The 26,281-nt window shown below is 71.2% G+C and carries 25 protein-coding genes; 11 read left to right on the top strand and 14 right to left on the bottom strand.

Annotated features, from left to right (window positions below; all coding sequences use genetic code 11):
• Window positions 1-156: 156 nt before the first annotated feature.
• The 4 genes from E4P43_RS17240 to E4P43_RS17225 all read left to right on the top strand — a co-directional run bounded on the left by E4P43_RS17240 (window position 157) and on the right by E4P43_RS17225 (window position 2,793).
• Complete coding sequence (locus tag E4P43_RS17240; RefSeq protein ID WP_245159206.1) at window positions 157-594, top strand: DUF1353 domain-containing protein; 438 nt, start codon at window positions 157-159, stop codon at window positions 592-594.
• A gap of 281 nt (window positions 595-875) precedes the next feature.
• Window positions 876-1,550 (top strand): SPFH domain-containing protein, encoded by a 675-nt coding sequence (locus tag E4P43_RS17235; RefSeq protein WP_135146673.1) that lies wholly within the window; start codon window positions 876-878, stop codon window positions 1,548-1,550.
• Between the two features lie 317 nt (window positions 1,551-1,867).
• Window positions 1,868-2,263, top strand: coding sequence for a helix-turn-helix transcriptional regulator (locus E4P43_RS17230; protein ID WP_245159205.1), 396 nt, complete (start codon window positions 1,868-1,870; stop codon window positions 2,261-2,263).
• Complete coding sequence (locus E4P43_RS17225) at window positions 2,260-2,793, top strand: nucleotidyl transferase AbiEii/AbiGii toxin family protein (RefSeq protein ID WP_135146672.1); 534 nt, start codon at window positions 2,260-2,262, stop codon at window positions 2,791-2,793. Before E4P43_RS17230 ends, E4P43_RS17225 begins: the two co-directional genes overlap by 4 nt.
• A gap of 175 nt (window positions 2,794-2,968) precedes the next feature.
• Here E4P43_RS17225 and E4P43_RS17220 read toward each other — a convergent pair whose 3' ends face one another.
• The 3 genes from E4P43_RS17220 to E4P43_RS17210 all read right to left on the bottom strand — a co-directional run bounded on the left by E4P43_RS17220 (window position 2,969) and on the right by E4P43_RS17210 (window position 4,704).
• Window positions 2,969-3,595: a LuxR family transcriptional regulator gene (locus tag E4P43_RS17220; protein WP_245159204.1), complete on the bottom strand. Its 627-nt coding sequence runs from the start codon at window positions 3,593-3,595 to the stop codon at window positions 2,969-2,971.
• A 55-nt stretch (window positions 3,596-3,650) separates the two neighbouring features.
• Window positions 3,651-4,316: a hypothetical protein gene (locus E4P43_RS17215; protein WP_135146670.1), complete on the bottom strand. Its 666-nt coding sequence runs from the start codon at window positions 4,314-4,316 to the stop codon at window positions 3,651-3,653.
• 178 nt (window positions 4,317-4,494) lie between these two features.
• Complete coding sequence (locus E4P43_RS17210; RefSeq protein WP_135146669.1) at window positions 4,495-4,704, bottom strand: helix-turn-helix domain-containing protein; 210 nt, start codon at window positions 4,702-4,704, stop codon at window positions 4,495-4,497.
• 1,070 nt (window positions 4,705-5,774) lie between these two features.
• On the opposite strand from E4P43_RS17210, the gene E4P43_RS17205 reads away from it, so the two are divergent.
• The 4 genes from E4P43_RS17205 to E4P43_RS17195 all read left to right on the top strand — a co-directional run bounded on the left by E4P43_RS17205 (window position 5,775) and on the right by E4P43_RS17195 (window position 9,355).
• Window positions 5,775-6,698: an ArdC-like ssDNA-binding domain-containing protein gene (locus E4P43_RS17205; RefSeq protein ID WP_135146668.1), complete on the top strand. Its 924-nt coding sequence runs from the start codon at window positions 5,775-5,777 to the stop codon at window positions 6,696-6,698.
• Between the two features lie 42 nt (window positions 6,699-6,740).
• Window positions 6,741-6,881 (top strand): hypothetical protein, encoded by a 141-nt coding sequence (locus E4P43_RS20045; protein WP_167759222.1) that lies wholly within the window; start codon window positions 6,741-6,743, stop codon window positions 6,879-6,881.
• Window positions 6,882-6,976: 95 nt separating this feature from the next.
• Window positions 6,977-8,608 carry a ParB/RepB/Spo0J family partition protein gene (locus tag E4P43_RS17200; protein WP_245159203.1) on the top strand — a complete coding sequence of 544 codons (1,632 nt, stop codon included), beginning with the start codon at window positions 6,977-6,979 and terminating at the stop codon, window positions 8,606-8,608.
• A 264-nt stretch (window positions 8,609-8,872) separates the two neighbouring features.
• Window positions 8,873-9,355: a hypothetical protein gene (locus E4P43_RS17195; protein ID WP_135146667.1), complete on the top strand. Its 483-nt coding sequence runs from the start codon at window positions 8,873-8,875 to the stop codon at window positions 9,353-9,355.
• A gap of 451 nt (window positions 9,356-9,806) precedes the next feature.
• Here the strand turns inward: E4P43_RS17195 and E4P43_RS17190 are convergent, their stop codons facing one another.
• The 6 genes from E4P43_RS17190 to E4P43_RS17160 all read right to left on the bottom strand — a co-directional run bounded on the left by E4P43_RS17190 (window position 9,807) and on the right by E4P43_RS17160 (window position 15,287).
• The gene (locus E4P43_RS17190) at window positions 9,807-10,637 is read right to left on the bottom strand and encodes a hypothetical protein (protein WP_135146666.1); all 831 of its coding nucleotides are present in this window, start codon (window positions 10,635-10,637) and stop codon (window positions 9,807-9,809) included.
• Window positions 10,638-10,696: 59 nt separating this feature from the next.
• Entirely contained in the window at window positions 10,697-11,632 is a 936-nt protein-coding gene (locus tag E4P43_RS17185; RefSeq protein WP_167759225.1) for an ABC transporter ATP-binding protein, read from the bottom strand.
• Window positions 11,632-11,952: a hypothetical protein gene (locus E4P43_RS17180; RefSeq protein WP_167759224.1), complete on the bottom strand. Its 321-nt coding sequence runs from the start codon at window positions 11,950-11,952 to the stop codon at window positions 11,632-11,634. The genes E4P43_RS17185 and E4P43_RS17180 overlap by 1 nt, the downstream gene beginning before the upstream one ends.
• 775 nt (window positions 11,953-12,727) lie before the next feature.
• A complete protein-coding gene (locus tag E4P43_RS17170; protein WP_135146663.1) occupies window positions 12,728-12,925 on the bottom strand; it encodes a hypothetical protein in 198 nt (65 codons plus the stop codon).
• A gap of 302 nt (window positions 12,926-13,227) precedes the next feature.
• Entirely contained in the window at window positions 13,228-14,505 is a 1,278-nt protein-coding gene (locus tag E4P43_RS17165; RefSeq protein WP_167759223.1) for a hypothetical protein, read from the bottom strand.
• A gap of 122 nt (window positions 14,506-14,627) precedes the next feature.
• The gene (locus E4P43_RS17160; protein ID WP_135146661.1) at window positions 14,628-15,287 is read right to left on the bottom strand and encodes a hypothetical protein; all 660 of its coding nucleotides are present in this window, start codon (window positions 15,285-15,287) and stop codon (window positions 14,628-14,630) included.
• Window positions 15,288-15,691: 404 nt separating this feature from the next.
• Between E4P43_RS17160 and mobF the strand changes: the two genes are divergently transcribed.
• Window positions 15,692-19,351 (top strand): MobF family relaxase, encoded by a 3,660-nt coding sequence (mobF, locus tag E4P43_RS17155; protein WP_135146660.1) that lies wholly within the window; start codon window positions 15,692-15,694, stop codon window positions 19,349-19,351.
• 201 nt (window positions 19,352-19,552) lie between these two features.
• A complete protein-coding gene (locus E4P43_RS17150; RefSeq protein WP_135146659.1) occupies window positions 19,553-20,677 on the top strand; it encodes a tyrosine-type recombinase/integrase in 1,125 nt (374 codons plus the stop codon).
• A gap of 34 nt (window positions 20,678-20,711) precedes the next feature.
• Here E4P43_RS17150 and glnA read toward each other — a convergent pair whose 3' ends face one another.
• Window positions 20,712-22,145 (bottom strand): type I glutamate--ammonia ligase, encoded by a 1,434-nt coding sequence (gene glnA / locus E4P43_RS17145; protein WP_135146658.1) that lies wholly within the window; start codon window positions 22,143-22,145, stop codon window positions 20,712-20,714.
• Window positions 22,146-22,436: 291 nt separating this feature from the next.
• On the opposite strand from glnA, the gene E4P43_RS17140 reads away from it, so the two are divergent.
• The gene (locus tag E4P43_RS17140) at window positions 22,437-22,742 is read left to right on the top strand and encodes an RDD family protein (protein ID WP_245159202.1); all 306 of its coding nucleotides are present in this window, start codon (window positions 22,437-22,439) and stop codon (window positions 22,740-22,742) included.
• Window positions 22,743-22,880: 138 nt separating this feature from the next.
• Here E4P43_RS17140 and E4P43_RS20645 read toward each other — a convergent pair whose 3' ends face one another.
• From E4P43_RS20645 to E4P43_RS17120, 4 genes are all read right to left on the bottom strand, one after another.
• Entirely contained in the window at window positions 22,881-23,105 is a 225-nt protein-coding gene (locus E4P43_RS20645; RefSeq protein WP_245159201.1) for a hypothetical protein, read from the bottom strand.
• A gap of 219 nt (window positions 23,106-23,324) precedes the next feature.
• On the bottom strand, window positions 23,325-24,134 hold the full coding sequence (locus E4P43_RS17130) for a DUF4191 domain-containing protein (protein WP_135146656.1): 810 nt from the start codon (window positions 24,132-24,134) through the stop codon (window positions 23,325-23,327).
• 60 nt (window positions 24,135-24,194) lie between these two features.
• Complete coding sequence (gene lipA / locus E4P43_RS17125; protein WP_135146655.1) at window positions 24,195-25,169, bottom strand: lipoyl synthase; 975 nt, start codon at window positions 25,167-25,169, stop codon at window positions 24,195-24,197.
• Window positions 25,170-25,251: 82 nt separating this feature from the next.
• The gene (locus tag E4P43_RS17120) at window positions 25,252-26,154 is read right to left on the bottom strand and encodes a hypothetical protein (protein WP_135146654.1); all 903 of its coding nucleotides are present in this window, start codon (window positions 26,152-26,154) and stop codon (window positions 25,252-25,254) included.
• Window positions 26,155-26,281 lie beyond the last annotated feature (127 nt).

The raw sequence follows: 26,281 nt of genomic DNA, 5'->3' as shown, positions 1-26,281 counted from the left end.
GGCGTTAGCGTGGGCCACAGAGACCTCCGGTCGGGAGTGGGGACGTCAGACATCGCCACTCCTTCCGGAGGTCTCCTTCGTGATCAAGCCACCACGCCGACTGTCAACAACGTCCGTGGTCACGACACCTAGCGCGGCCGGCGGGACCGCTTCGTGGTGCCCGCCGGCTTCCTCACCGACTTCGCCACGGTGCCCCGGCTGGTCGTCTGGCTCGTTCCGCGCTTCGGCCGGTACACCGCCGCGGCGATCCTGCACGACTGGCTGTGCACCGAGGGCATCCGCAGTGGGGTGGTCACCTCCCGGGAGGCCGACGGCGTCTTCCGCCGGGTGATGCGGGAGAACGGCGTGCCGGTGCTGCGGCGCTGGCTCATGTGGTGCGGCGTCCGCTGGGGCGCCCTCGCCGACGCCGAGCGCCGACCGGGCTGGTGGCACAGCGCCCCCGGCGTCCTCGGCATCTCCGTGCTGGCGGCACCGGTGGTGGTGCCGCCGGCGCTCGTCATCGGGGCCGCCCTGCTGCTGTACGGGGCGGTCGAGGTGGTCGTCGGCCTGCTGACCGGGTCCCCCAGGGGCGACGCCGGGTCGTTCCGCACCTGACCCCCGGCCCGGAAAAGCGGGCGACGGCGCGGCGCCCACCGCGCTACCTTCTCCCGGCTCGTGACCAGCAGCCGGGCGGCATCGCCGCCGCGGGTCCTGCGCGTCGGTCGCGGGCGTGCCATGGGTATGCGTCTCACGCGCGGGTTCGACTCCCGATGCCGTCCGGCGCGCGGTCATCCAGGCTCCGGTGGTCTGCAGCGCCCCGCGCGCTCCCCACCGGCGCCCGGCCGCGCGCCGGCCGGTCCGCGCGCCGGGACGCCGTCGACGGAGGAGGTGAGAGCGTGCGGGTGACCGTGCAGGAGTGGGAGCGGGTCCTGGTGTACCGGGACGGCCGCTTCGAGACCGAGCTGGGTGCGGGGCGTCACCGCGTGCCGTTCCTGCGGCGCCGGCAGGTGCGGGTGCAGGTACGCCCGCGGCTGCTCCACGTGCCCGCCCAGGAGGTGCTGACCGCCGACGGCCTGGCGGTGAAGGTGAGCCTGGTCGCCACGGTGCGCGTCACCGACCCGCGGCGCTGGTACGAGTCGTCGGAGGACGGCGACGCGTTCCTCTACGTGGCGCTGCAGATCGGGCTGCGCGAGTCGGTGGCCGTCCGGACGCTCGAGGAGGTGCTCGCGACGCGGGAGTCGCTGCCGCAGGGCATCGCCGAGCGCGTGGCGGAGACCGCCGGCACGGTCGGCATCGCGGTCGAGGCGCTGTCGGTGCGCGACGTGATGGTCCCCGCCGAGCTCCGGCGGGCGGCCGCCGCCGTCGCCGCCGCGCGGGCGCAGGGCCAGGCGGCCCTGGAGCGGGCCCGGTCGGAGGTAGCGGCGACGCGGGCGCTGGCCAACGCGGCCCGGATGGTCGCCGAGCAGCCGGCCCTGCTGCAGCTGCGGACCCTGCAGGCGGTCGAGGCCGGCGGCGCGACCGTCGTCCTGTCGACGACGCCCGCGCCGGCCGCGGTGCCGCCGGCCGGCTGAGCCGGAACGCACTGCGGCCCCCGACCTGGCGAGCAGGTCGGGGGCCGCAGCGGCGGTAGGGCTCAGATGTCGTAGTACATCGCGAACTCCCCCCGCATGATGTGCGGTCGATGGTCATTGACGAAACACGCTGCTGATCTGCACTTATGGTGTTGGGTGAGCTTGATCCTGTGCGGGCTCGATTGGAACTCGTGCGGACTGAGTGCGGACTGGCCGACGGTGTCCGCATGACCTCGACGCCGGCGCGCCGCAGTCGGACGTGGGTCGCCAGCCGCTGTTGTGCAGCGTGCTGGTAGCACTCGCACGAGTTGCTCACGGTGGTCGAGCACCTGCCAGTTGGCTACGCTTCTGACATGGCAAGGATGGGGCCCACCCGCGCGCGTGACTCGCAGGGGCTCGCGGCCAACCTGTTGAAGCTTGCGCGGGCCAAGACTGGTGTCTCGCAGGCCCAGATGGCAGCGCTAGCCGGTGTGCCGCGCTCCACGGTGGAGCGGATCGAGGCAGGAAGCCGCCAACCGTCGCTGCCGACGTTGGGCAGGCTGCTCGCGGCGGTCGATCTGGAAATGCGGATTCGTCTGGAGTCCTACGACGACCACGACGATGTCCTGGATGCCAACTACGCCGCCATGACGCCTGAGCAGCGCGCCGCCACCGATGCCCGGCATGAGGCGATGATCAATCTGGTGGATGCCGGCGGAGCCGCGCAGCGGTGACTGACGCCGACGAGCCCACCGAACCCAGGGCATTCGACGCCGAGCCGATCCTGGCGGTGCTCGACCGCCACGGTGTGGAGTACCTGATCGTCGGCGGCTACGCCGCCCGGGTGCATGGGTCAGCGCGGCCCACCCGCGACGTCGATGTCACCCCGGCGACAACTCGGGAGAACCTAGATCGGCTGGCCGCCGCGCTGCGGGAGCTCGATGCGCGTATCCGCACCGACGCCGTCCCCGAGGGGCTGCCATTCAGCACCACGGGGGAGGCCCTGGTCGGGCGTCGGATGCTCAACCTGCAGACCCGGCACGGGGAACTCGACCTCACCATCCGCCCGGCCGGGTTCGAGGGCGGATACGACGAGCTGGTTGCGCGCTCGGTCAGTCGCTCCATCGGCCAGATCCAAGTACGGGTCGCCGCGCTGGAAGACGTCATCCGCTCCAAGGAGGTCGCCGCGCGCGACAAGGACATCCGCGCACTGCCCGAGCTATACCGGCTGGCCAACATCGCCCGGCAGCCGCCGACGATCTGAGGGCTATCCCAGCCGGCCGGCCCAACAGCGACCGAGCGCGTCACCCCAGCGGACCGAATTACGGACGCCAAGGCAGCCCGCCGACCGCCCGACCATGACCGGAGTCGCTGAATAGCCTTTCGCCATCGGCCCTTCCGACTACTGGTAGCTCCAACCGGAGGGCCGGCCGTGCGGGTCAGTAGAGGTAGCGGTCGATGCCGGAGCCGTGCGCCCAGATGTGGTTCATGCGGTCGGCGGTGCGGGCGTGGGCGGCTTCCTCGGCGTCGCTGAACACGCAGTCGGCGCCAGGCGAGGTGGCCTGCAGCCGGGCGGTGAGTAGTCGGGTGTCGTCGGTGGGGGATAGGTCGAGCAGGCCGGCCAGCCGTGCGAGGAGCGAGACCAGGTCTGTGCGGTCGGCGCGGCAATAGGTGTCGTCGAGCTGCTCGACGTGGCCGTCGACCAGCTCGGCGATGTCGGGGTCCAGCCGTGAGTGGCCGAGGGTGGCGGCGGTTGCGGCGAGGAGGTCGATGTCGGCGGCGGGCAGGGTGAGCGCGGTCATCGGCGCATGCTCGTAGCGGCCATCCGGGGCGAGCAGCCGGCCGCACCCTGGTGGCCGGGACTGGGTGGGCGCCAGGACGGCGAGCAGCCGTTGAGTGGCGGCGAGGGCGACCCGGTCGGCCAGCGGCGCCGGCAGCCGCAGCGGCTCGGTGTCGGCGCGCGGATCCTGCCGGTCGTCGTCCTCCCACGTGCCCAGGCACAGCAGGATCTCCTCCAGGGCGCACAGCGGCGTCAGCGGCTCGCCGTCGAGGTCGACGACGAGCACGGTTCGCTGCCCTGGCCGGGTTTCCTCGCCCCGTTGGGGGTGACCGGTCGCCTGCTCATCCACGGGCGGACCACCGCTCAAGGGCCGACCGGGCGGTTAGGCCGGTGACCCGGCCGATGTCGGCCCACGAGGCCCCGGCCTCGACTGCGGCGCGCACCGCCTCGTCCAGCGCGCGGACGGCGGCGGCCTGCCGGGCGGCGGCCGCCTCGACGTCCTCGAGGGCTCGCCAGCCGGCGATGTGCCGGCGCCACTCGGCGATGACCCGCGTCTCGTCGGTGGCCTCCAGGTCGGCCCACGGGCCGGCTACGGCCAGCCGCCGTGCCGCCGGGTCGACCAGCCCTGGTGGTACGCGGGTCCAGGGGGTGCCGCGCCAGCCGCAGGTGCAGCCGGCGGCCCAGCCGGTCACCTCCGCGTCCGGACGCCACTCCTCGGCTTCCTCGGCCTGGTCGATCACCTCGCAGTGCACCGGGCCGCCGAGGTCGGCGGGCATGATCCCGTCACCGCCGAGAACCGTGCCGTCGGACCAGACGCCCTCGGTGGTGGAGCCGTCGCGGTAGGTCAGCCGCACCCGGTCGCCGTCGCGGGGCCCGTCGTCGGGCCGCCGGGCCACCAGCCGGCCGCGGGCGCTGCTTGTGCCGGCACCTTGCGCGCCGTCGGCGAACAACGGCACCACCCAGCCCTCGTGCTCCTGGCCGTCCACGACCGGGCCCATCCATCCCATCGCTCCTCCTCTCCGTGCGTGCGAGCAGCGTCGCCGTTCTCGCGCTGCCGAGGCCTGTACCGGCCGGCTTCTGTGGATGGCCGTCGTTGTCCACAGACAGGCCGGCCAGGCCTCACCGTGTGCCCGGGGTCGGCAGCTGCCCCGTGGCCCGTGCAGCCGCCTCTCCGGAGGCGTGGGGCTATCGGCGCGGGGACTGGTCAGCTTGGGCGTCGATCCAGGCGCGCAGGTCGGCGCGGCGGTAGAGGACCCGCCGGCCGAGCCGGAAGCTGTTCGGGCCGGTCCCCAGGTGTCGCCAGTATCGGAGGGTGGCGACGGGCGCGCGGAGCACGTCCGCGGCCTCGGTGATCGTGAGCAGCTCGGGCTCGGGGTCGGCGACGGGGTCGGGCATGGCTGGCTCCCCGGAGGTCGTCGGTAGTGGGTGGTGGTCTCACCACAGAAGGCGCCATTTCTGGCCCATTGGTGACACCTCACGACCAGGTTTCTCCAGCGGTCTCCGGTTGTTCTCCTGTAGCGACCGCCGCTGGCGCGTCACCTGCCAGCGACGGGGGCCCGACAGCCGTCGTGGCCGAAGGGATCGGTGCCCGGGAAGCCGGCGGAAAGTTGCTCGGTTCTGCGGTCGGGTCCGCACCCGTCCCGTCCCGATCAGGGGTCTGCCGGGACCGCGTGCAGGTCGTCTCCGGTCGCTGCCCGGTCGGCCTTCGGGGGCGTTGCCGCTCACCGGCGCGTGCCGCCCGCGCTCAGGCGGCACGTTCTCCGGTCGCCGGCGGCAGCTGGGAAACCCGTGTGCCCACGGGGACTGGAGAACTACTGGAGGTCCGCCGCTGGCCTCAGGTTCCTTCTGTTGTCCTCCTGTTGTCCTCCAGTCGGCGGTGCATGTCGTGAGCATCGGGGTCTCGGGCGCAACCGGTTCCTGTGGACGACGGCTGCTCACCCACAGCGTCGGGACGGGACACCTTCGGGCGGGCGCTGACCTGGTCACGCTCGGCTCATGACGCTGGACACCGAACAGGAGACACATGGCGGGGCTCGTGATCGGCCCGCCGGGCGCTCCCGCGACGGGTCGGGTGATCTCGGCTCGTTGATCGTCGGGGTCTCCGACATCGTCGTTGCGCCGCGCCGTTGCGGCGGGGTCAGGAGCACCCTTCGGGCCACGCTGCGCGTGGCGCCGGCTGCGCCGTCGTCAAGGTCCGCCTTCGGCGGGCTGTTCTTGCTGGTCCCCCGACCCGTCCGGCAGCTCAGCGTAGGGGCCTCCCGCGCCGTCTCCTCCCGACCGGACCAAGATCCTTCCGCCCTTCGGGCGCTGCGCTGCGGAAGCAGTCTTGGTCCGGTCGTCCCCCGCCGTCGCTCCCGGCCCCTGAGCAGAGCTCTTTGCCGGACGGGCCGGGGGAATGGGTGGCAGGACACCTGTTCCGCAGTTCCTCCCGTATCGGTGTCGGCTCCAGTTCCGGGAGGGTGCAGATGACCAGCACCAGCGGCACAACGACCAGCAGTGGCACCGGCAAGGGCGAGCAGGGCAGGAGCCCCCGCCTCAGCGAGGCGCAGCGGGAAGCCGCCGACGCCGTGCGGGCGGCGAGGATCGCTGCCCTGCACGAGCAGATCGGCGAGCAGGTCGAGGCGCTCACCGCCGATCCGCAGTGGCGGGCGATGCTCGATGCTGCCGCGAAGTTCCACACCTACAGCCTGGGCAACCAGCTGCTGATCGAACTGCAGGCCGCGCGGCTGGGCTTCAGCCCGACCCGGGTCGCCGGGTTCGGCACCTGGAAGGCGCTGGGCCGCAGCGTGGTCAAGGGCTCCACGGGGCTCGCCGTCCTGGCTCCCTGCACGTACACCCCCAGGGAGACCCCGGCCGACACCGGCACCGGGCAGGACACCCGTCGGGCCGCACCCGCCGCCAGGACGGCGACGGGGACGGCGGCGGAGCCGGCCGGCGGGGACGCCGACCAGCGTGCCGGGGCGCGGGTGCTGCGCGGGTTCCGGGTCGCGCACGTCTTCGACATCTCCCAGACCCAGGGCGACCCGCTTCCCGACATCACACCGGAGCTACTGACCGGTGACGCCCCCGCCGCCCTGTGGGACGCGCTGGCCGCCCAGGTCGCCTCCCACGGCTACACCCTCACCCGCGAGGCCTGCGGGCAGGGCAACGGGCTCACTGCCCCGGCCGCCCGCACCGTGCGGGTCCGCCCGGACGTCGCCGACGCGCAGGCGGTCAAGACCCTCGCCCACGAACTGGCGCACATCGAGTGCGGGCACACCGCCGCCGGCTTCGACTACACCGGCTGCCACGGGCGGTCGGAGGCCGAAGCCGAGTCGGTCGCCTACATCGTCACCGCCTGGGCCGGGCTGGACTCCGGCGCCTACACCGTCCCCTACGTCGCCGCCTGATCGGCCGGGGCCACCGACGTCGTCCGCGGCGCCGCCGCGACGGTGACCGCCGCCGCCCGCCGCATCCTCGACCACCTCGACGGCGCCGAGGACACCCAGAACCCGCCGGGGGATGGGCAGCCCTCCCCGCCCGCCGGACCGGCCTCGCAGCCCGGGGCCGCCCGCGTCCTCGCCACCGCCTGAACGGGGAGAACGCGACATGCCCGCCACCAACACCCCCGCCGACAACCCCCACCGAGAACACCGCCACCCCGCAGAGCATCAAAGGAGCACCCGCCATGACCACGACCACGACAGTCGCCGCCCCGAACACCGTCCGCGAAAGCACGCCCGATGAGCCTTCCGCGACCGAAAACGCACGCAGTGCCGGCATCGAGCACCGCGAGACCGAGCACGTCGACCCGGCCATTCCCGGCAGCGCACGCGCCAACACGGCCGAGGACAGCGGCCGGGCACACCGGCTGGTGTGGCTGGACCCCCGGGAGCTGGCCGTGCATCCCCGCAACATCCGCGACGACCTCGGCGACCTGTCCGGGCTGGCCGACTCCATCGCCGCCCAAGGCGTGCTGGAGGCCCTCACCGTGATCCCGCACGCCGCCGCCGACGGCACGCCCGGCCACCAGATCGTCGCCGGGCACCGCCGCGCGGCCGCCGCGATCCTCGCCGGCCTCCCCTCGGTGCCGTGCGTGCTGCGCCCCGACTTCGCCCTCGACGGTGACGACGCCGACGGCGACCGGGCCGCCCAGGCCGGGCACGTGGGGGCGATGCTGGCCGAGAAACTGCACCGGCAGAGCCTGTCCGCGGTGGAGGAGGCCCGCGGGGTGCAGGCCATGCTCGACCTCGGCATCCCGCTGACCAGGGTGGCCAAGTCCACCGGGCTGGGCCGCAAGCGGGTCGCCAAGGCCGCCGGCGTCGCCCGGCTGGACGGCGAGACCGCCGCCGCGGTGGCCGGTGCCGGGCTGACCCTGGACCAGGCCGCCGCCGTCGCCGTCTACGCCGGCGACCCCGACACCATCACCGCCCTGATCGCGGCAGCGGGGGAGGGGCCCGGGCAGTTCGCCCACGCGCTGACCCGCGCCAAGCAGGCGAAGCAGGAAGCCGAACGGGCCGCCACCCTCCGGGCTGAGCTGACCGCCGCCGGGCGCACCGTTCTAGACGAGGACACCGGCCGCACCCGCACCCGGCTGACCGACCTCGAGCACGACGGCGAGTGGCTGACCGCCGGCGGCCACGCCGGCTGCCCTGGCTCGGCGGTCTACGTGAACACCGGCGGCCGGCCGGGGCCGCAAGCCGTGGAGGTATGCACCGATCCGGCCGGTAACGGGCACCGTGACCGCTGGACGGCCACCGCCCTGCCCGCCGGTACAGCAGGCGAGGAACTCAGCGAGGACGAGCGGGAGGCCGCCGCGGCGGACCGGCGGACCACCATCGAGAACAACAAGGCGATGGCCGCAGCCAACGAGACCCGACGGGAGTGGATCAAGGGCCTGCTGCAGCGCAAGACCGCGCCCAAGGCGGCGCTGCGGTTCGCCGTCGAGACGATGGCCGCCGACCCGCGGGCGCTGTCTCGGTGGCTGTCCGGGCAGCCCAACCGTGCTCAGGATGCCGCCGCCGCCGATCTGGGCATCGACGCCCCCGGCCAGTGGTGCGCTACCAGGGACAAGCCCGCACCCACGCTGACCAGCGGCGAGCAGGTGCCCGACGCCCGGCTCGCCGTGGCGCTGCTGGCCCACGTTGCCGGGGCCATCGAGTCCGGGCTGCACCGCCAGTCCTGGCGCAACCCCAGCACCGGCGACGCCCGCTGGCTGCGGTTCCTGATCTCCTACGGCTACACCCTCGCCGACATCGAACAACAGATCGTCGACGCCGCGGACCAACCCACCGCCGATCCCGCACCCGACCCGACCTGACCGACGTTCGGCCGTCCCCGCACCCCCGTGGGGGCGGCCACGCCGAGGCAGGGGCTGGGTTGGCCTACCGGCTGGCGGCGGGGGTCACGCGTGGCCCCGCCGCTGGCGCGCCGGAGCCACCCGTCAGCAAGCTGCCGGCGGGCCTGCCGGCCCGGCGCGCTCACCAGCACCGCGACCGCCGTCGCGCACCAGCACCGGCCGCGCTGTCAGAGCCCAACGGCACACTCACCCCCGACCACGCTCGGCCGGGAAAGGAGAACACCAGTGATCTTCGAACCCAGAGCCGCCGACCTCGACCCGGTCGACGTGGAGAACGCCCTGCTGCGCGCCGCCCTCGGCGACTACTCCGACGAGGCCGCGATCCTCCTGCTGATCACCTCCGGCCACTGGCTACCGCAACTGCAGCACACCGGGCTGATCACCCTCGACGGAGACGTGGACGGCGAGGGCATGTGGGCCCACGTCGCCTGGCCAGGCCTCGACGCGGCCGTTCGCGTCGGCACCATCACCGGCAGCAGCAGCGATCGCTGGGTCCTGGGGGCAGCTGCCAGCATCGCCGACGGGCACCTCATCGACCTCGGCGACCTCGCCGCCGGCCTCGACCGCCACGCCCTCACCCTCGTCCTCGCCGCGATCGCCCACGCCGCCGGCAGCCACGAACCCCGCAGCATCACCCACGCCCTCGACGGCCTCCCGCCCCCGGGCCAGCGGCTGCCGCCATTGGTCACCTGGCCCATTGACGAATAGAGCCGGCGCCAGCTCATCCTCACTGATGTGCAAGATGACTATCGGCAGACCGGCCGTGTGTGGGTCGACGGTGGCTACGCCAATCCCGTCGTACAGTCCGTGATCGCCTGGGTCGACCAAGCACGAGGGCATCGAGAGCGTGGCGCGCCGCGCAACGCGGACGTGGAAGGCGTCCGGGTGCTGCCCCAGCGCTGAAGGTTGGATCGGACTCTCGGCTGGCTGATGAGGTGCAGACGGTCAACCTGTCATTACCAACGCAAGACGGCCCCCGCCGACAGCGATGATCGACGGGGAGCTGATCAGTCTCATGGCCGCCCGCTTGGCAGGCGACGATGTTGAACCCCAAGGGTCTATCGAGATTGAGACTGTCTGCTGCGTCGCAGAAGACCTATGACCAAGCGTAGTTAGCACACAGCCACTTAGCTTGGAGATAGGCGGCCAGACAACGGTGTCACCGCCACAGTGGTCTGCGCGATCCTAAGCGGACAAGAAGAACCATGATTGCGACTACAAAAACAAGGGCTGCAAGACCAGTTATGCCATTGGGCTGACTTATGAAGACGTCGGCGCAGGCCATGGCATCGCAGTCGACAGTCGCAGCATTACCGTCGTTGTCTATCGACAGCACCCATCTGGCCAGTCGTGTGCCAGGAGAGGTGAACGATCCACCGACCGCCAGCGAGACGGCCACCTCAAGAACTAGGACCTCAGCTAACAAGATCAGGATGACGACCAGTTCCGATCGAAAGAACACTCCGGTGGCAAATCCCACGGCAGCCCCAGTCGCCGAGACTGCCAAGCCGCGGGTCGCGACCAGCAGGACCGACGCCCAGTCGGTGCTGACCAAAGACCCGTGGAAACCCCCGACGAGGATAAGGCCTCCGGTCAGGAGGCCGGTAAGAATGAGGGAGAGGGCGGTCCAGAATGTCGTCCAAGCAAGGAGTCGGTCCAGCATTGGGCGACTGCGCTGGCTCACGCTGACGAACGAGGTCACGATCGTTCCCGTGCGCCAGTCGGCGCCGCCGACCAGTGCTCCTCCTAGCACTCCGAGCACACCAAGAGCGATCAACGCTGCCGCCAGGTCCAGTGGTAGATCTGCTGCTACCAAATAGCGCGGGTCGGAGAAGAATGCCGACACTTCGATGTCCTCGGGTGAAACCCCGCTGATCCTGACCAATTCTTCTGCATCTGCCCGAGCTCTACCCTCGGCGGCAGCTACGTCGGCCGACGTGCTGAGAAATCGAAAAATGGCAAGCACTGTGGCGGTGACGACGGCGAACAATGCGGTCCACTGGGCGGCCCGGCGACGCGCAAGCAAGAAGAACTCTGCGGAGAAGCCCCTCACGACGCTGCGCGGAGCGGTGTGCGCAGTGGTGTCTCGGCTGCCCCCTCCACTGAGCCGAAGGTGCGATAAAGCCGTGCGAATAGGCTATCCGTGACCGACACCTCGATGATGGACACTTGAGGTGGCACGGCGCGGACTACTTCTGGCACGGATATTGGTGCATGCACCTTGACGCCTCGGGGCGTTACTTCGCAAACATACCCGAGTTGGCGGAGAGCAGTGGCAGCGACATCGTCATTGGTGGTTCTGTAAACCTGCTGACTCGACGGCACAAGGCTGCTGACATGCTCCACATCGCCATGGGCGGTCACCCGCCCATTCCTCAGGCAGGTCACTGTTTCGCAGATCAATTCGACGTGCATCAGATCGTGCGAGCAGATGAGGAAAGTAATCCCGGTGGACTGAAGGTCTTTGATCACGCTGCTTAGCTGCTGAACACCATTGGGGTCGAGTCCCGCCGTCGGTTCGTCCAGGACGATAAGCCTGCTCCCTGCTGTGAGTGCCAGCAGGATGGCGAGGCGCTGGTTCATGCCTGTCGAGAGAGAACCGCAGGTCTGCCGCACAAACTGCTCGACACCGAGCCGATGCGTCCACTCGTCGGCGGCGCTGTCAGGCAGGCCCAACTGGCGACATCGATACTCGATCAGTCGGTGGACGCGGAGTTCTCGAGGGAACCTACTGGCCGCCAGCACGACCGCCGGCGTGCTGTTGACGGTTACGTGTCCGGTGGCTATCGGTATCAGACCAACGAGGGAGCGGATCAGTGTCGTCTTTCCCGCCCCGTTGTGCCCTAGGAGTGCATGAACCTGGCCAGAACGGATGCCGAAAGTTACATTCTGAAGAATCACTCGGCCACGGCGCTTGACGCCTACGCCGCTGAAACGCGCTGCCTCCTGCAACAAAGCTTCTTCCGCTCCTGCGGTTAGTGTCATCAGAGGACGCGGAGGCCGCACAGCAGCGGAGTCTCGGGTCCCGTCCATTCATCGATCGCATACACGTATAAGTAGATCGGTCCGGCTTCCGGCAGCTCGTTCTCCGCGACGTACTCTTCGATCAAGGGATCGCAGGCAACGTTCGCGTACCCGTCGGCAATTGGCGCCTCAGGCTGCTGTTGCGGTGCATCGGTGCCGAACGTCGTGACCGCGACGACGCGAGCTCCGCCTTCTCGAGGACAATCGACAACGTCGACAAGACCGTCGGTGACTGTCGGGCCGACGATGCACTGGTCCGTGACGACATCGCCAACTGGCACGGCGCGGATAGTGGACGTGTCGATCTCGCTATCCAGCTGGGGCGGCTCCTCTCCGCTACCACAAGCACTCATCACTAGGAGGCCAGCGAACGCTGCGGTGGACAGTGAGATTGAACGTGCCGCCCGACCCGGTGCTCCACTCGACGGAGCGTGGTAGGGAACTTGCTTCATCGAGTGGAGCACCCTTGCAGCCTTCTGTGAGTCGGGCCCGGCACCGCTATCGCTTGATTGCGTCAGCAGCTGGTGCGCGTGTTGAGGTAGCCGTAGAGGGTGTCCTTGGTGTCGCCGTCGGAGCCACCGTTGTTGTCGGCGTAGTACGTCACGACGCCGGAGGAGGACATGCCCTTGGAGTAGTGGTTGCCGGTCGAGTGGGTGTGCCCACTCGCAGTCGATGGCGCTTCGGCGCCCGGGTTGCTGTTGATGGTGATGGGCCCGAAGCTGCACCGCATGTCTGCGGACGCAGTCCCAGCAGGAATCAGGACGGTGGTCCCGGCGGTGATCGCGGCGACGACCATCAACTTGGAGATGCGACTGGTCATAACGGTGTTCCCCCTGAGGTAAGTCGTAGGAAGTGCAGACGCGACAGCGAGAGGCGCGAACGGAATGGACGCTCCGAACTCACTTGGTCCTCACCTGAGCTGCGGTCCTGCTTCTAGTCCGCGAGGTTCCGCAGCGGCTCGGTGTCGAAAGGCTATGTCGGTGACGGAGAGGATGCAAGGGGCAACAGAACGTGATCTTGAGAGGTGGCCGCGCGTTACATGGGTCGATTCAGATATCAAGTCTTGCCCCGACCAATGTGAAGTGATAGCGGCCAGCCTGTCGTCTGCAGGCAGCCGCCAGGATCGCGGACGGCCACCCGCTCGACCTCGTCGACCTCGCCGCCGGCCTCGGCCGCCGCGCCCTCACCCTCGTTCTCGCCGCGATCGCCTACGCCGGCGGTAGCCACGGCCAGCAGGCGGCTGTGCACGGGCACAGACGGCGTCCTAGGTCCCGGCGGGCCATTGCCGCCACTGGTCGCGTGGCCGCTGTCTGGCGGACGATTGCGGCGTCGGGCGCGGTCGCCGGCTGGCGGCCGGTGGTCCGGCAGGAATCAGCGCCGCTTGCGCCGATCCGGCTTTCCACCAACAAGATATGGCCGCCGACTCGTGCCCGCGGTGCGCGAAGAGCGACTTCGTCGCGCGTATCCAGCATGCCTGGCAGCGACCGATGGGCCCGAGACGCCAGAACGGCCAGCCCCATCGAGCGGAGCTGGCCGTCCTGTCGTTAGTCCCAGCCTTAGGTGATGTCGATGACGTACCCGGTGCCTGCGGAGCTCATGCCGGAAACGGTCTTGCCCGGGGCCCCGATGGCCACGCGTCCGTTGTTCGCGACGCTGACGCTGGTGCCGTACTGGTCACCGCTGAGGCCACCCGGTGACACGGTCGTGGAGCTGGCTGGCCAGGTGCCGGTGGTGTTCTTCCAGAGGCGTGCGATGCCACCGCCGCCGTTCTCGTTCGCGCCGGTCGACCGGGGGGCGCCGAGGACCACCGACAGGCCATCCGGGGAGATGGCCACGGAGGCGCCGAGACGTGCGCCGGTGTAGGCGGAGCTTCCGACCGTGGCGGTCATCATGACGGGCGTGGCGGCTCCGCCCGTGTAGAGGTAGCCGGCTCCGGGCCGGTAGGTCGTCGTGGTGCCGCTAGTGGTCGAGTCGACGCCGGGCGCTCCGATCAAGACAGCAGCGCCAGTGGAGGAGAGGTCGACCGAGACGCCGAAGTCGGAGGAGGTGTCGGTGCTGGGGTCGGTGTAGACGTACTGCGCCGCGGCGGCAGTGCCGTTGAAGGTGTACGTCTGGGCGCGCGGCTGGGTCTTCTTGATGCCGGAGACCGTCGTGTAGTACTTGGGCACGCCGACCACGGCCGTCGCGCCGTTCCCACTGAGCGCGACTGATGCGCCGAGCTGCACGCCGCCGAGCCCGGTCGACACCGACGTCTTGTAAGTCCAGGCCGCGGAGGCGTCGCGAGTGAAGAAGTAGGCCGCGCTAGTGGAAGTGCTCGAGGGGATATACCCCGGGGCGCCAACCAGGAGAGTGGATCCGTTGTCGCTGAGCGAAACGGAGTAGCCGAAGTTCGTGGCTGACGGGCTGAGGATCTTGGCCGTCTTCGTCCAGACGCCGCCGGAACGCTCGAACATGTAAACCGCACCGCCGCTGCCGGTCTGGTAGCCCGGCGCACCGACAGCCGCGATGTTGCCATCCGCTGAGAGGGCAACGGAGTAGCCGAACTGGTCGCTCAACGTCTCGTACAGCCCGTCGTCCGCGACCAGGATGGCGTCTTCGGTACGTGTGACTCCGTTGACGGCCGGGATGCCGCTGTAGATGTAGGCAGCGCCCGGCCGCTGGTTCGCCGAGGTAGGAGTCGCGCCCGTGTAGCGAGTCTTGCTGCCCACGATCGTCGTGCTGCCGTCGGTGGACACCGCGATGGCATCGCCGAGCCGGGACTGCGCCGCTGCGTCGGAAGCGACCAACGGGGTCCACACCGTCGCGGCGGAGGCGGGCAGCGCCTGGCTCACCATCAGCCCGAGTGATACCGCTATCCCTGCCGTGATGGTTGCGAGACGGCGTCGTGGTCGTGTCTGACTGTGCATTGTTCCCAAATGGATGCGAGTTGGAAACTCAACTACCGAGCGCTGGCTGGTTACATGGCGAAGTCGATGGTCGACCGGAGGCCGTTGTTGTATTCGCCGATCCGGCTGCGGGCCTCCGCCATGCTGTTGGGCAGTCCCTTGAGAAGACCAAGGGCATCGGACAGGCTCCGAAAACTGCTTGACACCGTGCCGCTGCCGTCGCTTTGATGTGCCATTCCCTTGACGTACTGACTACGTCCGTCCGGAAACTCGATCTGTGCGGAGTAGAGAACGGTTCTGTTCCCGTCGAGCACGATGATCTTCGAGCCCCCGTTGGGGGGCATGGTGCCGGTCACGGTCCCGCCGGCTGCCTTGATCGCTTCGAAATCAGGCGTTCCCCACTCATCCAGGGGGAGGCCCGCGAGCGCGCTGGAGGAACTTGCGAGCGACACCGTGCCGCTTGGGCTCGCAGTGAAGCTGAGCAGGCCCCCTTGGGTTAGGTGGGTGTTGAGCGCGGACGTGGAGATGTTCAGCTCGGCCGCCAACGCGGCGATGTCCTGCGCAGTTGGCGAGGAACTTGTCGGACGAACCGCACGCGCCTCCGGGCTGGCCGACGGCCGGGGGCCGGCCATGCTCGACGACAGCAGTGATGCCGCGGAGTGGGCGGGTGTGTTCGGTGTCAGGCGCATGGCGTCCCTTTGCAGGTCCGAGAACTGGTGGCCGGCGACCACTGCTGCACACCGTTACATAGCAGTCACCCAGAGTCGATACGTGACGCGCAGGTATCGTAAGACCGCTGGTCAGCAGCGTGTCGCGCCGGGGCGGTAGCAGTGGCTCAACCTGGCGGGGGCTGTCCGTGATCGCGCACCGACGTCATCGCCGAGGTCGGCATGGTCATCGACTGGACTCCGAATGTTGCAGCGATCAAAGACCGTCATGAGTCACCAACAGTCGACTCTGAGCCGCCTCTCTCGACAAGACCGCTCAAGCCTGATCGTCGTTCCCCAAGCCTTTCGCCAATACGGCACGCATGCTACCTTCGGAAGTGGTTCGGGCCCCGCTTCGCGGGGCCCATCGGCGTTTCTAGGGGTGACTTGTTGGTCATTGTTGGGTGGCGTTGGAAATGCGCGGTGGAATGAAGGTGTACGCCGGTTCGCCGGCCGCGGCCCGGCAGTACCTGGAGGCCGGCTGCGGCCGGGCCGATGACTACTACCTGGCCGAGGGAACCGGGTTCGCTCGCCGCTTCACCGCCACCGAGGGAGGCGTGCGGGAGTTGCCGCGTCTGACCGGCGACACCTACGAAACGTGGGTCGCCGGGCGCGACCCGGCGACTGGGGAACCACGCGGGCAGCTGCGCACCGACGGGCACGCGGTCCGGTTCGTCAAGGTGGTGGTCAACGGCCCGAAGACCTGGTCCCTGGCGGCCGCGCTGCACCCGGACATCGCTGCGGCGTACGAGGCCGCGCAGGACCGCGCCGCCGAAGAGATCATCGGCTGGCTGGCGGAGCACGCCACCACCCGGGTCGGGCCGCGGGGCGGGCAGGTGCAGGTGCCGCTGGAGGTGCTGGAGGCGGTGACGGTGCGGCACTACACCTCCCGCGCGCAGGACCCGCACCGGCATCTGCACCTGCAGCTGCTGGCGCGGGTGTTCGCCGCCGGGAAATGGCGGGGCCTGCACACCGTCGGTGTCCGGGATTCGCTGAATGCGATCAACGGGATCGGGCACGCCGCGATGGCGTGTGATCCGGAATTGAATGCCGCGTTCGCCCGGCACGGCTACACAAAGGACACCGCCGGAGAAATACGGGAGCTCTCCGAGTATGTCGGCCCGTTCAGCGCGAGGCACGCGCAGATCGACCGGAATCTGGACCGCTACGAAGCCGAGTGGACCGCGGCGCACCCCGGCGAACAACCCGGCCCGGCGTTGCGCCGCGCGTGGGACGCGCGGGCGTGGGCCGACGGGCGCCCGGACAAGGTCACCCCGCAGCCCGGAACGAGGCTGGAGGAACGCTGGCAGGCCGAGTTCGACGCCCTCGGCTACCGGCCCCGCGATCGCCCCGTCGCGCTGCGCCCGACCCGGATCGGCGCCCTGGATCGACCGGCGGCGGTGGAGCGGGTGCTCGCGAGGCTGGCCGCCGGCCGCTCGGCGTGGAACGCCGCCGACGTGCGCGGGGAGGTGGAGCGGCTGATCGCCGCCGCGGGAGTCGTGGTCGACCCGGCGGTGCGCATCGAGCTGGCCGAAGACCTCACCGCCCGCGCCCTCGCCTGCTGCGTGCCACTGCTCGAGCGCGGCGGGGTGCCCGAGCACATCCGGGCCTTGACCTCGGCCCCGGTGCTCGCGGTCGAGGCCGACCTCACCGCCCGCCTCGCCTCCCGCGCCATCGGGCGCCCGCCCGGCGCCCCCGGCCCCGACTTGCTACCGCCAGTCGACGTCGCCGTGGGTGCTCCGCGGCTGGATCCCGGGCAGGTCGCGGCCGTCGCCGCGCTCGCCGGCCCGCGGCGCCTGGTCGTGGTCGAGGGCGCGGCCGGCGCCGGCAAGACCACCACCCTCGCCGCTGCCAACACCGTGCTCGACCAGCAGGGGCGCCGGCTGGTGGTGGTCACCCCGACGCTCAAGGCGGCCAAGGTGGCCGCCGCGGAGGTCGGCGCGGTCGCCGGGTCGGCGGCCCGGCTGGCCTTCGAGTACGGCTGGCGCTGGAACGGCGACGGAGCCTGGACCCGGCTCGGTATCGGGGATCTCTGTCCGACCACGGGAGGTGTCTACGCCGGGCCGGGGGAGGGGGCGCGGCTCCGCCCGGGGGACCTCCTCGTCGTGGACGAGGCCGGGATGCTGGATCAGGACACCGCCCGGGCCCTGCTGACGATCGCCGACGAGTGTGAGGTGCGCGTCGCCCTGCTCGGGGACCGGCATCAGCTCGCGGCGGTCGGGCGGGGTGGCGTCCTGGACCTCGCCGCGGCTCAGGTCGACCCGACCGAGCACCTGACCCTGGTGGGGGTGCACCGCTTCACCCGCACCGACGCCGCCGGCGCCACGACACCGGACACCGACTACGCCGAGCTGACCCTGGCGATGCGCGCCGGCACTGATCCCGGGGAGGTGTTCGACGCGCTGCTGGCCCGCGGGCAGATCCGGCTGCACCCCGACGCGCAGGCGCTGCGGGAGGCGCTCGCCGCCGGCGCGGCCGAGCACTACGCCGCGGGGGAGCGCGTGGCCGTGGTGGCCGCCACCCGTGAGCAGGCCGCCGTCCTCAATGCCGCCGTCCGGGACCGGCTGGTCACCGAGGGCCGGGTCGACGACCGACACGTGGTTGTCACCGGGGCCGGGGAGCGGATCGGCGTGGGCGACCGGATCGCCACCCGCCGCAACGACCGCGACCTGCAGGTCGCCAACCGCGACGTGTGGACGGTGACCGGCGTCGACCGGGACGGCGGGCTGCTCGTCACGCCCGACGGCACACCGCATGTCACCCCCGCCGACGGCGCGTTCGCCGCTGTCACCCCCGCCGTCACGCCGGCCGGGAGCGGGGCGCGGATGCTGCCCGCCGACTACGTCACCGCGCACGTGGAACTGGCCTACGCGACCACCGCCCACGGCACCCAAGGTGACACCGTGACAGCCGCGCACCTGGTGGTCGGCGAGGACACCGGCGCGGCCGCGGCCTACGTCGGGATGACCCGCGGCCGCCCCGCCAACACCGCACATCTGGTCGCGACCGACCCCGCCGAGGCGCGGGAGCAGTGGCTCGCCGTCTTCGCCCGCGACCGCGCCGACCTCGGCCCCGCCCACGCCGCCGGGCTGGCCGCCACCGAGGCCGCCCGCTACGCCCCATCCCGGCCGCTGGAGCAGGCGCTCGGCGACCTGCACTCGGCGTGGACGGCCGAGCAACGCTGCCTGGACCGGCTCGCCTCCGACCTGCCGCGCCGGGACGCGCTGCGCGAGATCGTCGCGCTCAAGTCCGCCCACGCCAAGCAGCTCACCGCACTGGAAGCCCGGTACGAGCAGACCAAAGCCGACGCCCGCCACGCCACGGCGCAGGCCGACGCCAGCGGCGCGGCCGTCACCGCCGACACCGACCGGATCCGCGACACACTGCTCGACACCTGGGACACCGGACGCGACGCCGCCCGCCAGGCCGCGCAGGTCGCGCTCGACGGTCCCGGCCGGCTCCACCTTCGGCGGGCGGCGGCGAACCGGGCCGGCCAGCAGCTGGTCGCTTGGGCGGACACCTGGCGGCCCTACCTGCCGGCCATGCCCACCGACCCGCGGCAGATCGCGCTCCTGGCCGACCGGTCCGACGACCGACCGCGGCTGTGGACCGCCTTCGACTCCTACGCCCGCAACCACGCCGAACACGCCCACCCAGAGCACGCCCAGTTGCGCGCGACCACAGCCACCGCGCAGGACGCACACCGGCACGCCGGGGCCGCGGTGGCCGACGCCCGCCGTCAGCACGAGGACCGGCTCGCCCGCTTCGGGCGCGTCGCGTGGACCCTCGACCCGGCGGAGCGACTGGCCGACGCCGAGCGGGACACCACCGCGACTCAGGCAGAACTGGCCGTCATCCGGGCGCGTATCGCCTCCCTAACGGCCGAGCCGTCGATCCTCGCCCAGCCGGCCGAACGGCTCGCCGTCGAACGCGACGCCTGGTGCGCAGAGCGCGACGACGCCCAGCGTCAGCGCCGCACATCCACCCCGCGGCCACCCATGTACTCCCCGGGCGTGGCTCGGCCGCAGCCGGAGCCGCCGTCGCTGTCTCAGCCCCGTCCCGGCGTCGGTCCCTCCCGCGGCCGATGACCGCTCACTCCGCCCCGCCGGGAACGTCGCGCGCCGCAGCGACGTCCATGCCTGGGTCGATGCCCCCAACACGACCTGGCAAGCGCAGTGACCTTGACGTCGAGTGTTGTGTCGGACCTGCAGGCGAACGTGTGCCTGTGATCTGGAGTGCTCGCTCCGTCGCCGGGACGGCCGAGCCGAGGATGACAAGGAGGGCCCGCGATGGCCGTAGTCATTGACCGGTGGCGGCGGCGGGACCGCGCGACCGGAAAGCTCATTCCCACCGAGCGCGACGGCAAGGGGTTGCGCTACCTGTCGCACCTCCGCGATACCTCGGGACGTGAGGTCACCAAGGCCTTCGCGTTGAAGCGAGACGCGCAGCGGTGGCTCGACGAGCAGACGGCCGAGATGGTCCGGGGCACCTACGTGCACCCCACCGCGGTCAAGACGACGGTCGCGGAGTGGTGCGAGACATGGCTGTCCGGCTACGCCAGCAGACGTCCCAGAACCGTCCGACAAGCGCGGGTGCACATCGCGCAGATCACGAGCACCTTCGGCAACCGCCCCTTGGCTGCGGTGCGCCCCTCGGATGTGAAGTCCTGGACGGCCAGGCTCAAGGCTGACGGCCTTGCTGACAGCTACGTCTACGCGCTGCACAACCGGCTGGCGCAGCTGATGAGCGACGCCGTCCATGACGGCATCCTGGCGCGCAACCCTTGTTCCCGACGCACGACTCCGGGCGCCGGCAAGCCCCGCCCCTACGTCGCCACCACCGAGCAGGTGTGGGCGCTGCACGATGCCGTCACCGAGCACCTGCGACCGGCGATCCTGCTCGGCGCTTTCGTCGGTCTGCGGACCGCCGAAGCCGTCGGCCTCCGGGTAGTGGACGTCGACTTCATGCGCAGGGTCGTCAGGCCGGTGCAGCAGCGGGACGGCGAGCCGTTGAAGTCCGAAACCAGCCGGACCCCGCTGCCGATCCCGTCCGAGCTGGCGCTCGAGCTTTCCGCTGCGGTGGCCAGGTGGGGCGGCGACTACATCGTCACGGACGGCGCTGGGCGGCAATCGTCAACGTGGGCCATCGAACGGGCGGTGCGGGCGGCGCGGACGAAGGTCGAAGACTTGCCGGAAGGGTTCCGCTTCCACGACCTCCGGCACTACCTGGCCTCACTGCTCATCGGTAGCGGCCTCGACGTGAAGGTCGTCCAACATCGTCTCCGGCACGGGTCGGCGAAGACGACCTTGGACACCTACGGCCATCTCTGGCCGGACAGCGACGAGTCCGCACGAGCCGCCGTGGGTGCAGTGCTGGCGGCTCGTGCGGACTGTGTGCGGACTGGTGAACCCTGACCACGAGAAACCGCAGGTCAGAGGGTCATCTCGATCAGATGTCGTAGTACATCGCGAACTCGTGCGGGTGCGGGCGGAGGCGGATCGGGTCGATCTCGTTGGCCCGCTTGTAGTCGATCCACGTCTCGATCAGGTCGGGGGTGAACACCCCGCCGTCGATGAGGTACTCGTGGTCGGCCTCGAGGTTGTCCAGCGCGGCGTCCAGCGACGCGGGCACCTTCTCGATGCCGAGGGCCTCCTCGGGCGGCAGCTCGTAGAGGTCCTTGTCGACCGGCGCCGGCGGCTCGATCTTGTTCTTCACGCCGTCGAGGCCGGCCATGAGCATCGCCGAGAAGGCGAGGTAGGGGTTGGCCGACGGGTCGGGCACGCGGAACTCGATGCGCTTGGCCTTGGGGCTGTCGCCGGAGATCGGGATGCGCAGGCAGGCCGAGCGGTTGCGGGCTGAGTAGACCAGGTTGATCGGGGCCTCGTAGCCCGGGACCAGGCGGTGGTAGCTGTTGACCGTCGGGTTGGTGAAGGCCAGCAGCGACGGGGCGTGGGCCAGCAGGCCGCCGATGTAGTGGCGGGCCATGTCCGACAGTCCCGCGTAGCCGGTCTCGGCGTGGAAGAGCGGCTGGCCGTCCTTCCAGAGGCTCTGGTGGCAGTGCATGCCGGAGCCGTTGTCGCCGAAGAGCGGCTTGGGCATGAAGGTGGCGGTCTTGCCGGCGGCCCAGGCGGTGTTCTTGATGATGTACTTGAACAGCATCAGGCTGTCGGCCGAGCGCAGCAGGGTGTCGAACTTGTAGTTGATCTCGGCCTGACCGCCGGTGCCGACCTCGTGGTGGCCCCGCTCGAGCTCCAGCCCGGCGCTGATGAGGTTCTTCATCATGTCGGCGCGCAGGTCGCTCTGCTGGTCGTAGGGCTCGACCGGGAAGTAGCCGCCCTTGGGGCGGGCCTTGTAGCCGCGGTTCGGGCTGCCGTCGAGCTCGGTGGCAGCCCCCGAGCGCCAGGAGCCCTCCTCCGAGTCGATGTGGTAGTAGCCCTCGTTGATCCCGGTGTCGTAGCGCACCGAGTCGAAGACGTAGAACTCGGCCTCGGGGCCGAAGTACGCGGTGTCGGCGATGCCGGAGCTGGCCAGGTAGGCCTCGGCCTTCTTCGCCACGTTCCGCGGGTCGCGGCTGTAGGCCTCGCGCGTGATCGGGTCGTGGATGAAGAAGTTGACGTTCAGCGTCTTGTGCTTGCGGAACGGGTCCACGAAGGCGCTGTTGGCGTCGGGGAGCAGGAGCATGTCCGACTCGTTGATCGCCTGGAACCCACGGATCGAGGAGCCGTCGAAGCCCAAGCCCTCGCTGAAGGTGTCCTCGCCGAACGTCGACGCAGGGATGGTGAAGTGCTGCATGACGCCGGGCAGGTCGCAGAAGCGGACGTCGACGAACTCGACGTCGTTGTCGCGGATGTAAGAGGCGACCTCGTCGGGACTGTTGAACATCGATCCTCCGGGTGTGGGCGGATAGCCGAACAGCACGCTACGAGCGGGGAATTGCCCCGCGGTGTCCCGAGTGTTTCGGGGCTGTAACAACGCGACGGGCGTGTCGCCGTCGCGGCCACCCCCCGGGTCCGGGCCGGGACACGGGGTGAGGGGCGGCCCTGTCACTACGCTGTCGTCATGGTCAGGAGTGTCGATCAAGCCTCTCAGGCTCCGGCCCGCGGCGCCTCTCTGGGGCTGCCTGCCGAGGGGCCGGGCTCCCTGGCGTCCTTCACGTCGAGGGCCGGGGGCTACGTGGTCGACGCCCTGCTCTCCGCCGCGGTCGCCTGGGCGTTCACCGCCCCGGAGCCTCCCGGCAACGTGAGCCTGCTCGTGTTCTTCGTCCTCACCGCGGTCAGCCTCATGGCGCTCGGCCAGACCCCGGGGCACCGGCTCATGGGCCTGCGGCTGGCCCACCCGACCCCCGGGGCGCGGCTGGCACCGTGGCGGGCGGTGGTCCGCACGGCGCTGCTCGTCCTCCTGGTGCCCGCGCTGATCACCGACGGCGACGGGCGCGGCCTGCACGACCGGCTCACGAGGACGGCCGTCGTCCGCGCCTGAAACCGGTGGACCGGCGCCGCGCGGGCGGCGGAGACTGCCGCGGTGATCATCCGCCGCGAGCGCCCGTCCGACCACGCCGCGGTCGGGGGAGTGCACCGCGCCGCGTTCGCCCTCGACCCGGTGAGCGGTGCGCGCCGGTCACCCGGGGAGGTGCCGGAGGCGCGGTTGGTCGACCAGCTCCGGGAGGACGCCGGCTTCCTGCCGCACCTGTCGCTGGTCGCCGTCGACGCCGGGGCCGTCGTCGGGCACGTCATCGCCACCCGCGGGTGGCTGGAGCCGTTCGGCACGCCGGCCCTCGGGCTGGGCCCGCTCGGCGTCGTCCCGGCCGCCCAGGGCCGGGGTGGTGGCACCGCCCTGGTGCACGCGGTGCTGGCCGTGGCCGAGGCGGCGGGGGAGCGGCTGGTCGCCCTGCTCGGCGACCCGGGCTACTACGGCCGGTTCGGCTTCCTGCCGTCGCTCGCCCTCGGCGTCACCCCGCCCGACCCGGCGTGGGGGGCCTTCTTCCAGGCCCGGCTGCTGCAGGGCGACCCGGTCGGTGGCGCCTTCCGGTACGCCGGTCCCTTCTTCGACGTACCGGGCGGGTCAACCGCGGCGGCGGACCTGCCGCTGGCTGACCGACATCTGGCGGCCGCCGGGGAGCGGGCCGCCGGGGACCGGCATGCGCGCGCCGCCGAGGGCGCTCATCCGCCGGCCGAGGGTGTTGAGTTCGGCCGCGGACAGGTTGCGGGGCAGCTTCATCACGTGGGTGCTCAGCTTCTTCAGCGGCACCTGGCCCTCGTCGTCGCCGACGATGATGTCGTAGATCGGGGTGTCGCCGACCACGCGGGCGACCTTCTTCTTCTCCTGCGCCAGCAGGCCGCGCACGCGCTGGGGGGACCCCTCGCCGACCAGGATCACCCCCGGGCGGCCGAGCACCCGGTGGACGGCGTCGAGCTGCGGGGTGCCGGCGACGCCGGAGGTGACCCGCCAGTCGCCGCGCATGCCCTCGAGCACCCATGCCGCGGCGCCGGGCTGCCCCTCGACCTGGCGGTAGGCCGACCCCTGGGCCCGCCGCCCGAACACGATCAGCGCCGCGAGGGCGCCGAGGATGATCGCGAAGGGCAGGAAGATGAACGGCGAGCTGAGCAGGATCCCGACCAGCTCGACCACCGCGAACACCACGATGAACGCGATGACCATGACCCAGGGGAGCTGGGGGTCGTTCCTCCGCGTCAGCGTGAAGGCCTGCTTCATCAGCCGGCCGTTGTTGCCGAGCTTCTTCAGCCGCCCGACCTTCGGCTCACCGTTCTTGCCGACCTTGCCCGCCCCCGACGCGGTCGCGCCGCCCTTCGGCGCGGCGGACTTGCTGCCGCCGCTCGGAGCGGCCTGGTCTGAGGACTTGCTGCGTGCCATGCCCCCACGATACGGGCGCCCCTGGCCAGGTCGGCGTGCGCCGAGCGGGGAACGCTCCGGTCAGGCCTGCGGAGCGAGCCCGCGGGCCTCGACGGCCTGCTGGTAGAGCCGGCCGGCGCGGTAGGAGCTGCGGACCAGCGGCCCCGCCAGCACGCCCGGGAAGCCGATCGCCTCGGCGTCGGCCTGGAACTGCACGAACTCGTCGGGCTTCACCCACCGGACGACGGGGTGGTGCCGCGGCGAGGGGCGCAGGTACTGGGTGATCGTCAGCAGGTCGCAGCCGGCGTCGTGCAGCGCCTGCATGGTCTCCCGCACCTCCTCCGGCTCCTCGCCCATGCCCAGGATCAGGTTGGACTTGGTGACCAGCCCGGCCTCGCGGGCGGCGGTGATGACGGCGAGGGACCGCTCGAAGCGGAAGCCCGGGCGGATCCGCTTGAAGATGCGCGGCACCGTCTCGACGTTGTGCGCCAGGACCTCGGGGCGGGAGGAGAAGACCTCGGCCAGCTGGGCGGGGTCGGCGTTGAAGTCGGGGATGAGCAGCTCGACGCCGCAGCCGGGGAGTGCGGCGTGGATCTGCCGCACGGTCTCGGCGTACAGCCAGGCGCCACCGTCGGGCAGGTCGTCACGGGCGACGCCGGTGACCGTGGCGTACTTCAGGCCCATGGTGGCGACGCTCTCGGCGACCCGCCGCGGCTCGTCGCGGTCGAAGTCGGCGGGCTTGCCGGTGTCGATCTGGCAGAAGTCGCAGCGCCGGGTGCACTGGTCGCCACCGATGAGGAACGTGGCCTCCCGGTCCTCCCAGCACTCGTAGATGTTGGGGCAGCCGGCCTCCTCGCACACCGTGTGCAGGCCCTCGCGGCGGACCAGCGACTTGAGCTCGGTGTACTCGGGGCCGGTCTTGAGCCGGGTCTTGATCCACTCGGGCTTGCGCTCGATCGGCACCTGGCTGTTGCGCACCTCGAGGCGGAGGAGCTTGCGGCCGGCGGGCTCGAGGGGCGAACCCGAGGACTGTGCTGGAGCGGCCGTCTCACCCATGATCCCCACCGTACTCGCGAACACGCCGCCGCCCCCGTCACCGAGGGCGACGGGGGCGGCGGGGTGCGGGTGGTGTGACGCGTCAGACCTGCTTGTCGGCCGGTCCGGCGGTCGGGCCCTGGTCGCTGCCGCCACCGGAGCTGAACGGCTCCGGGGCGTCGCTGCCGTTCACCGTGGCGTCGTCGGGGCCGTCGCCGTCGACGAGCTGGGCATCGCGGACACCCATGTCGGACTCGGCGGGGGCGGAGTCGCCGGCGACGAACTGCGCGTCGGAGACGGTCTTGCCGGAATCGCTCGGGGAGCTGGGCACGGGGTCCTCTCGGTAGCTGGGCACCGGACCGTCACCGGCCGGCGCGGGGGTCCAGGCGTCGGACTTGGACCGGCGCAGCAGGACGAACACGGCAGTACCCACCGCGGCGAACACGAACACCCACGGCCAGCGGCGGGGCTCGGGCTCCGCGCCGACCTTGCGCTTCACGGTCTTGGCGGTGGCCTTGGCCGCCTTCTCGAACTCGCGGTGCTTCTTGCCGGCCTTCTTGCGCGCCTTCTTCGCGGCCTTGCGCGCCTTGCGGCCGGACTCGGCTGCGGCGGCGGCCAGCTCGGCGCGCCGGGCGTCGAGCTCGTGCCGGGCGCTGTCGACGCCGGCGATGAGCGTCTCGCGGGCGCTGTCGAGGGCCGGCGTCACGGCCTCGCGGGCGGCGACCACCCGGGGCGTGGCGTAGGCGAGGGCCGCGGCCTGGGCCGCGGTCAGCCGCGGGGCGACGTCGTCCTCGAGCGCCTTGCGGGCCGCCTTCTGGGCGGCCGCGACCCGCGGGGCGACGTCGTCGCGCAGCGCCTTCTGCGCCGCCTCCACCCGCGGGGCGAGGTCGGCGGCAGCCTTGCTGGCGGCGGCCTGCGCGGCCACGGTGGCGGCGGCGACCCTGGGTGCCGCGGCGTCGCGGGCGGCCTCGAACCGCGGGGCGACGACGTCGCGCGCCGCCTCCACCCGGGGGGCGCCAGGTGCCCTCGTCGTGCACCGTCACGGTCAGCACGCCGTCGACGTCGACCTGGGCGGTCACCGACATCGGACCGGGCTCGGTGCCGGCGTAGGCGTGCTCGGCGGCGTTGGCGCA

It is taken from the genome of Blastococcus sp. TF02A-35, from assembly GCF_004571075.1.
Taxonomy (GTDB): Bacteria; Actinomycetota; Actinomycetes; order Mycobacteriales; family Geodermatophilaceae; genus Blastococcus.
This window is presented reverse-complemented; position numbering and strand designations above follow the sequence as displayed.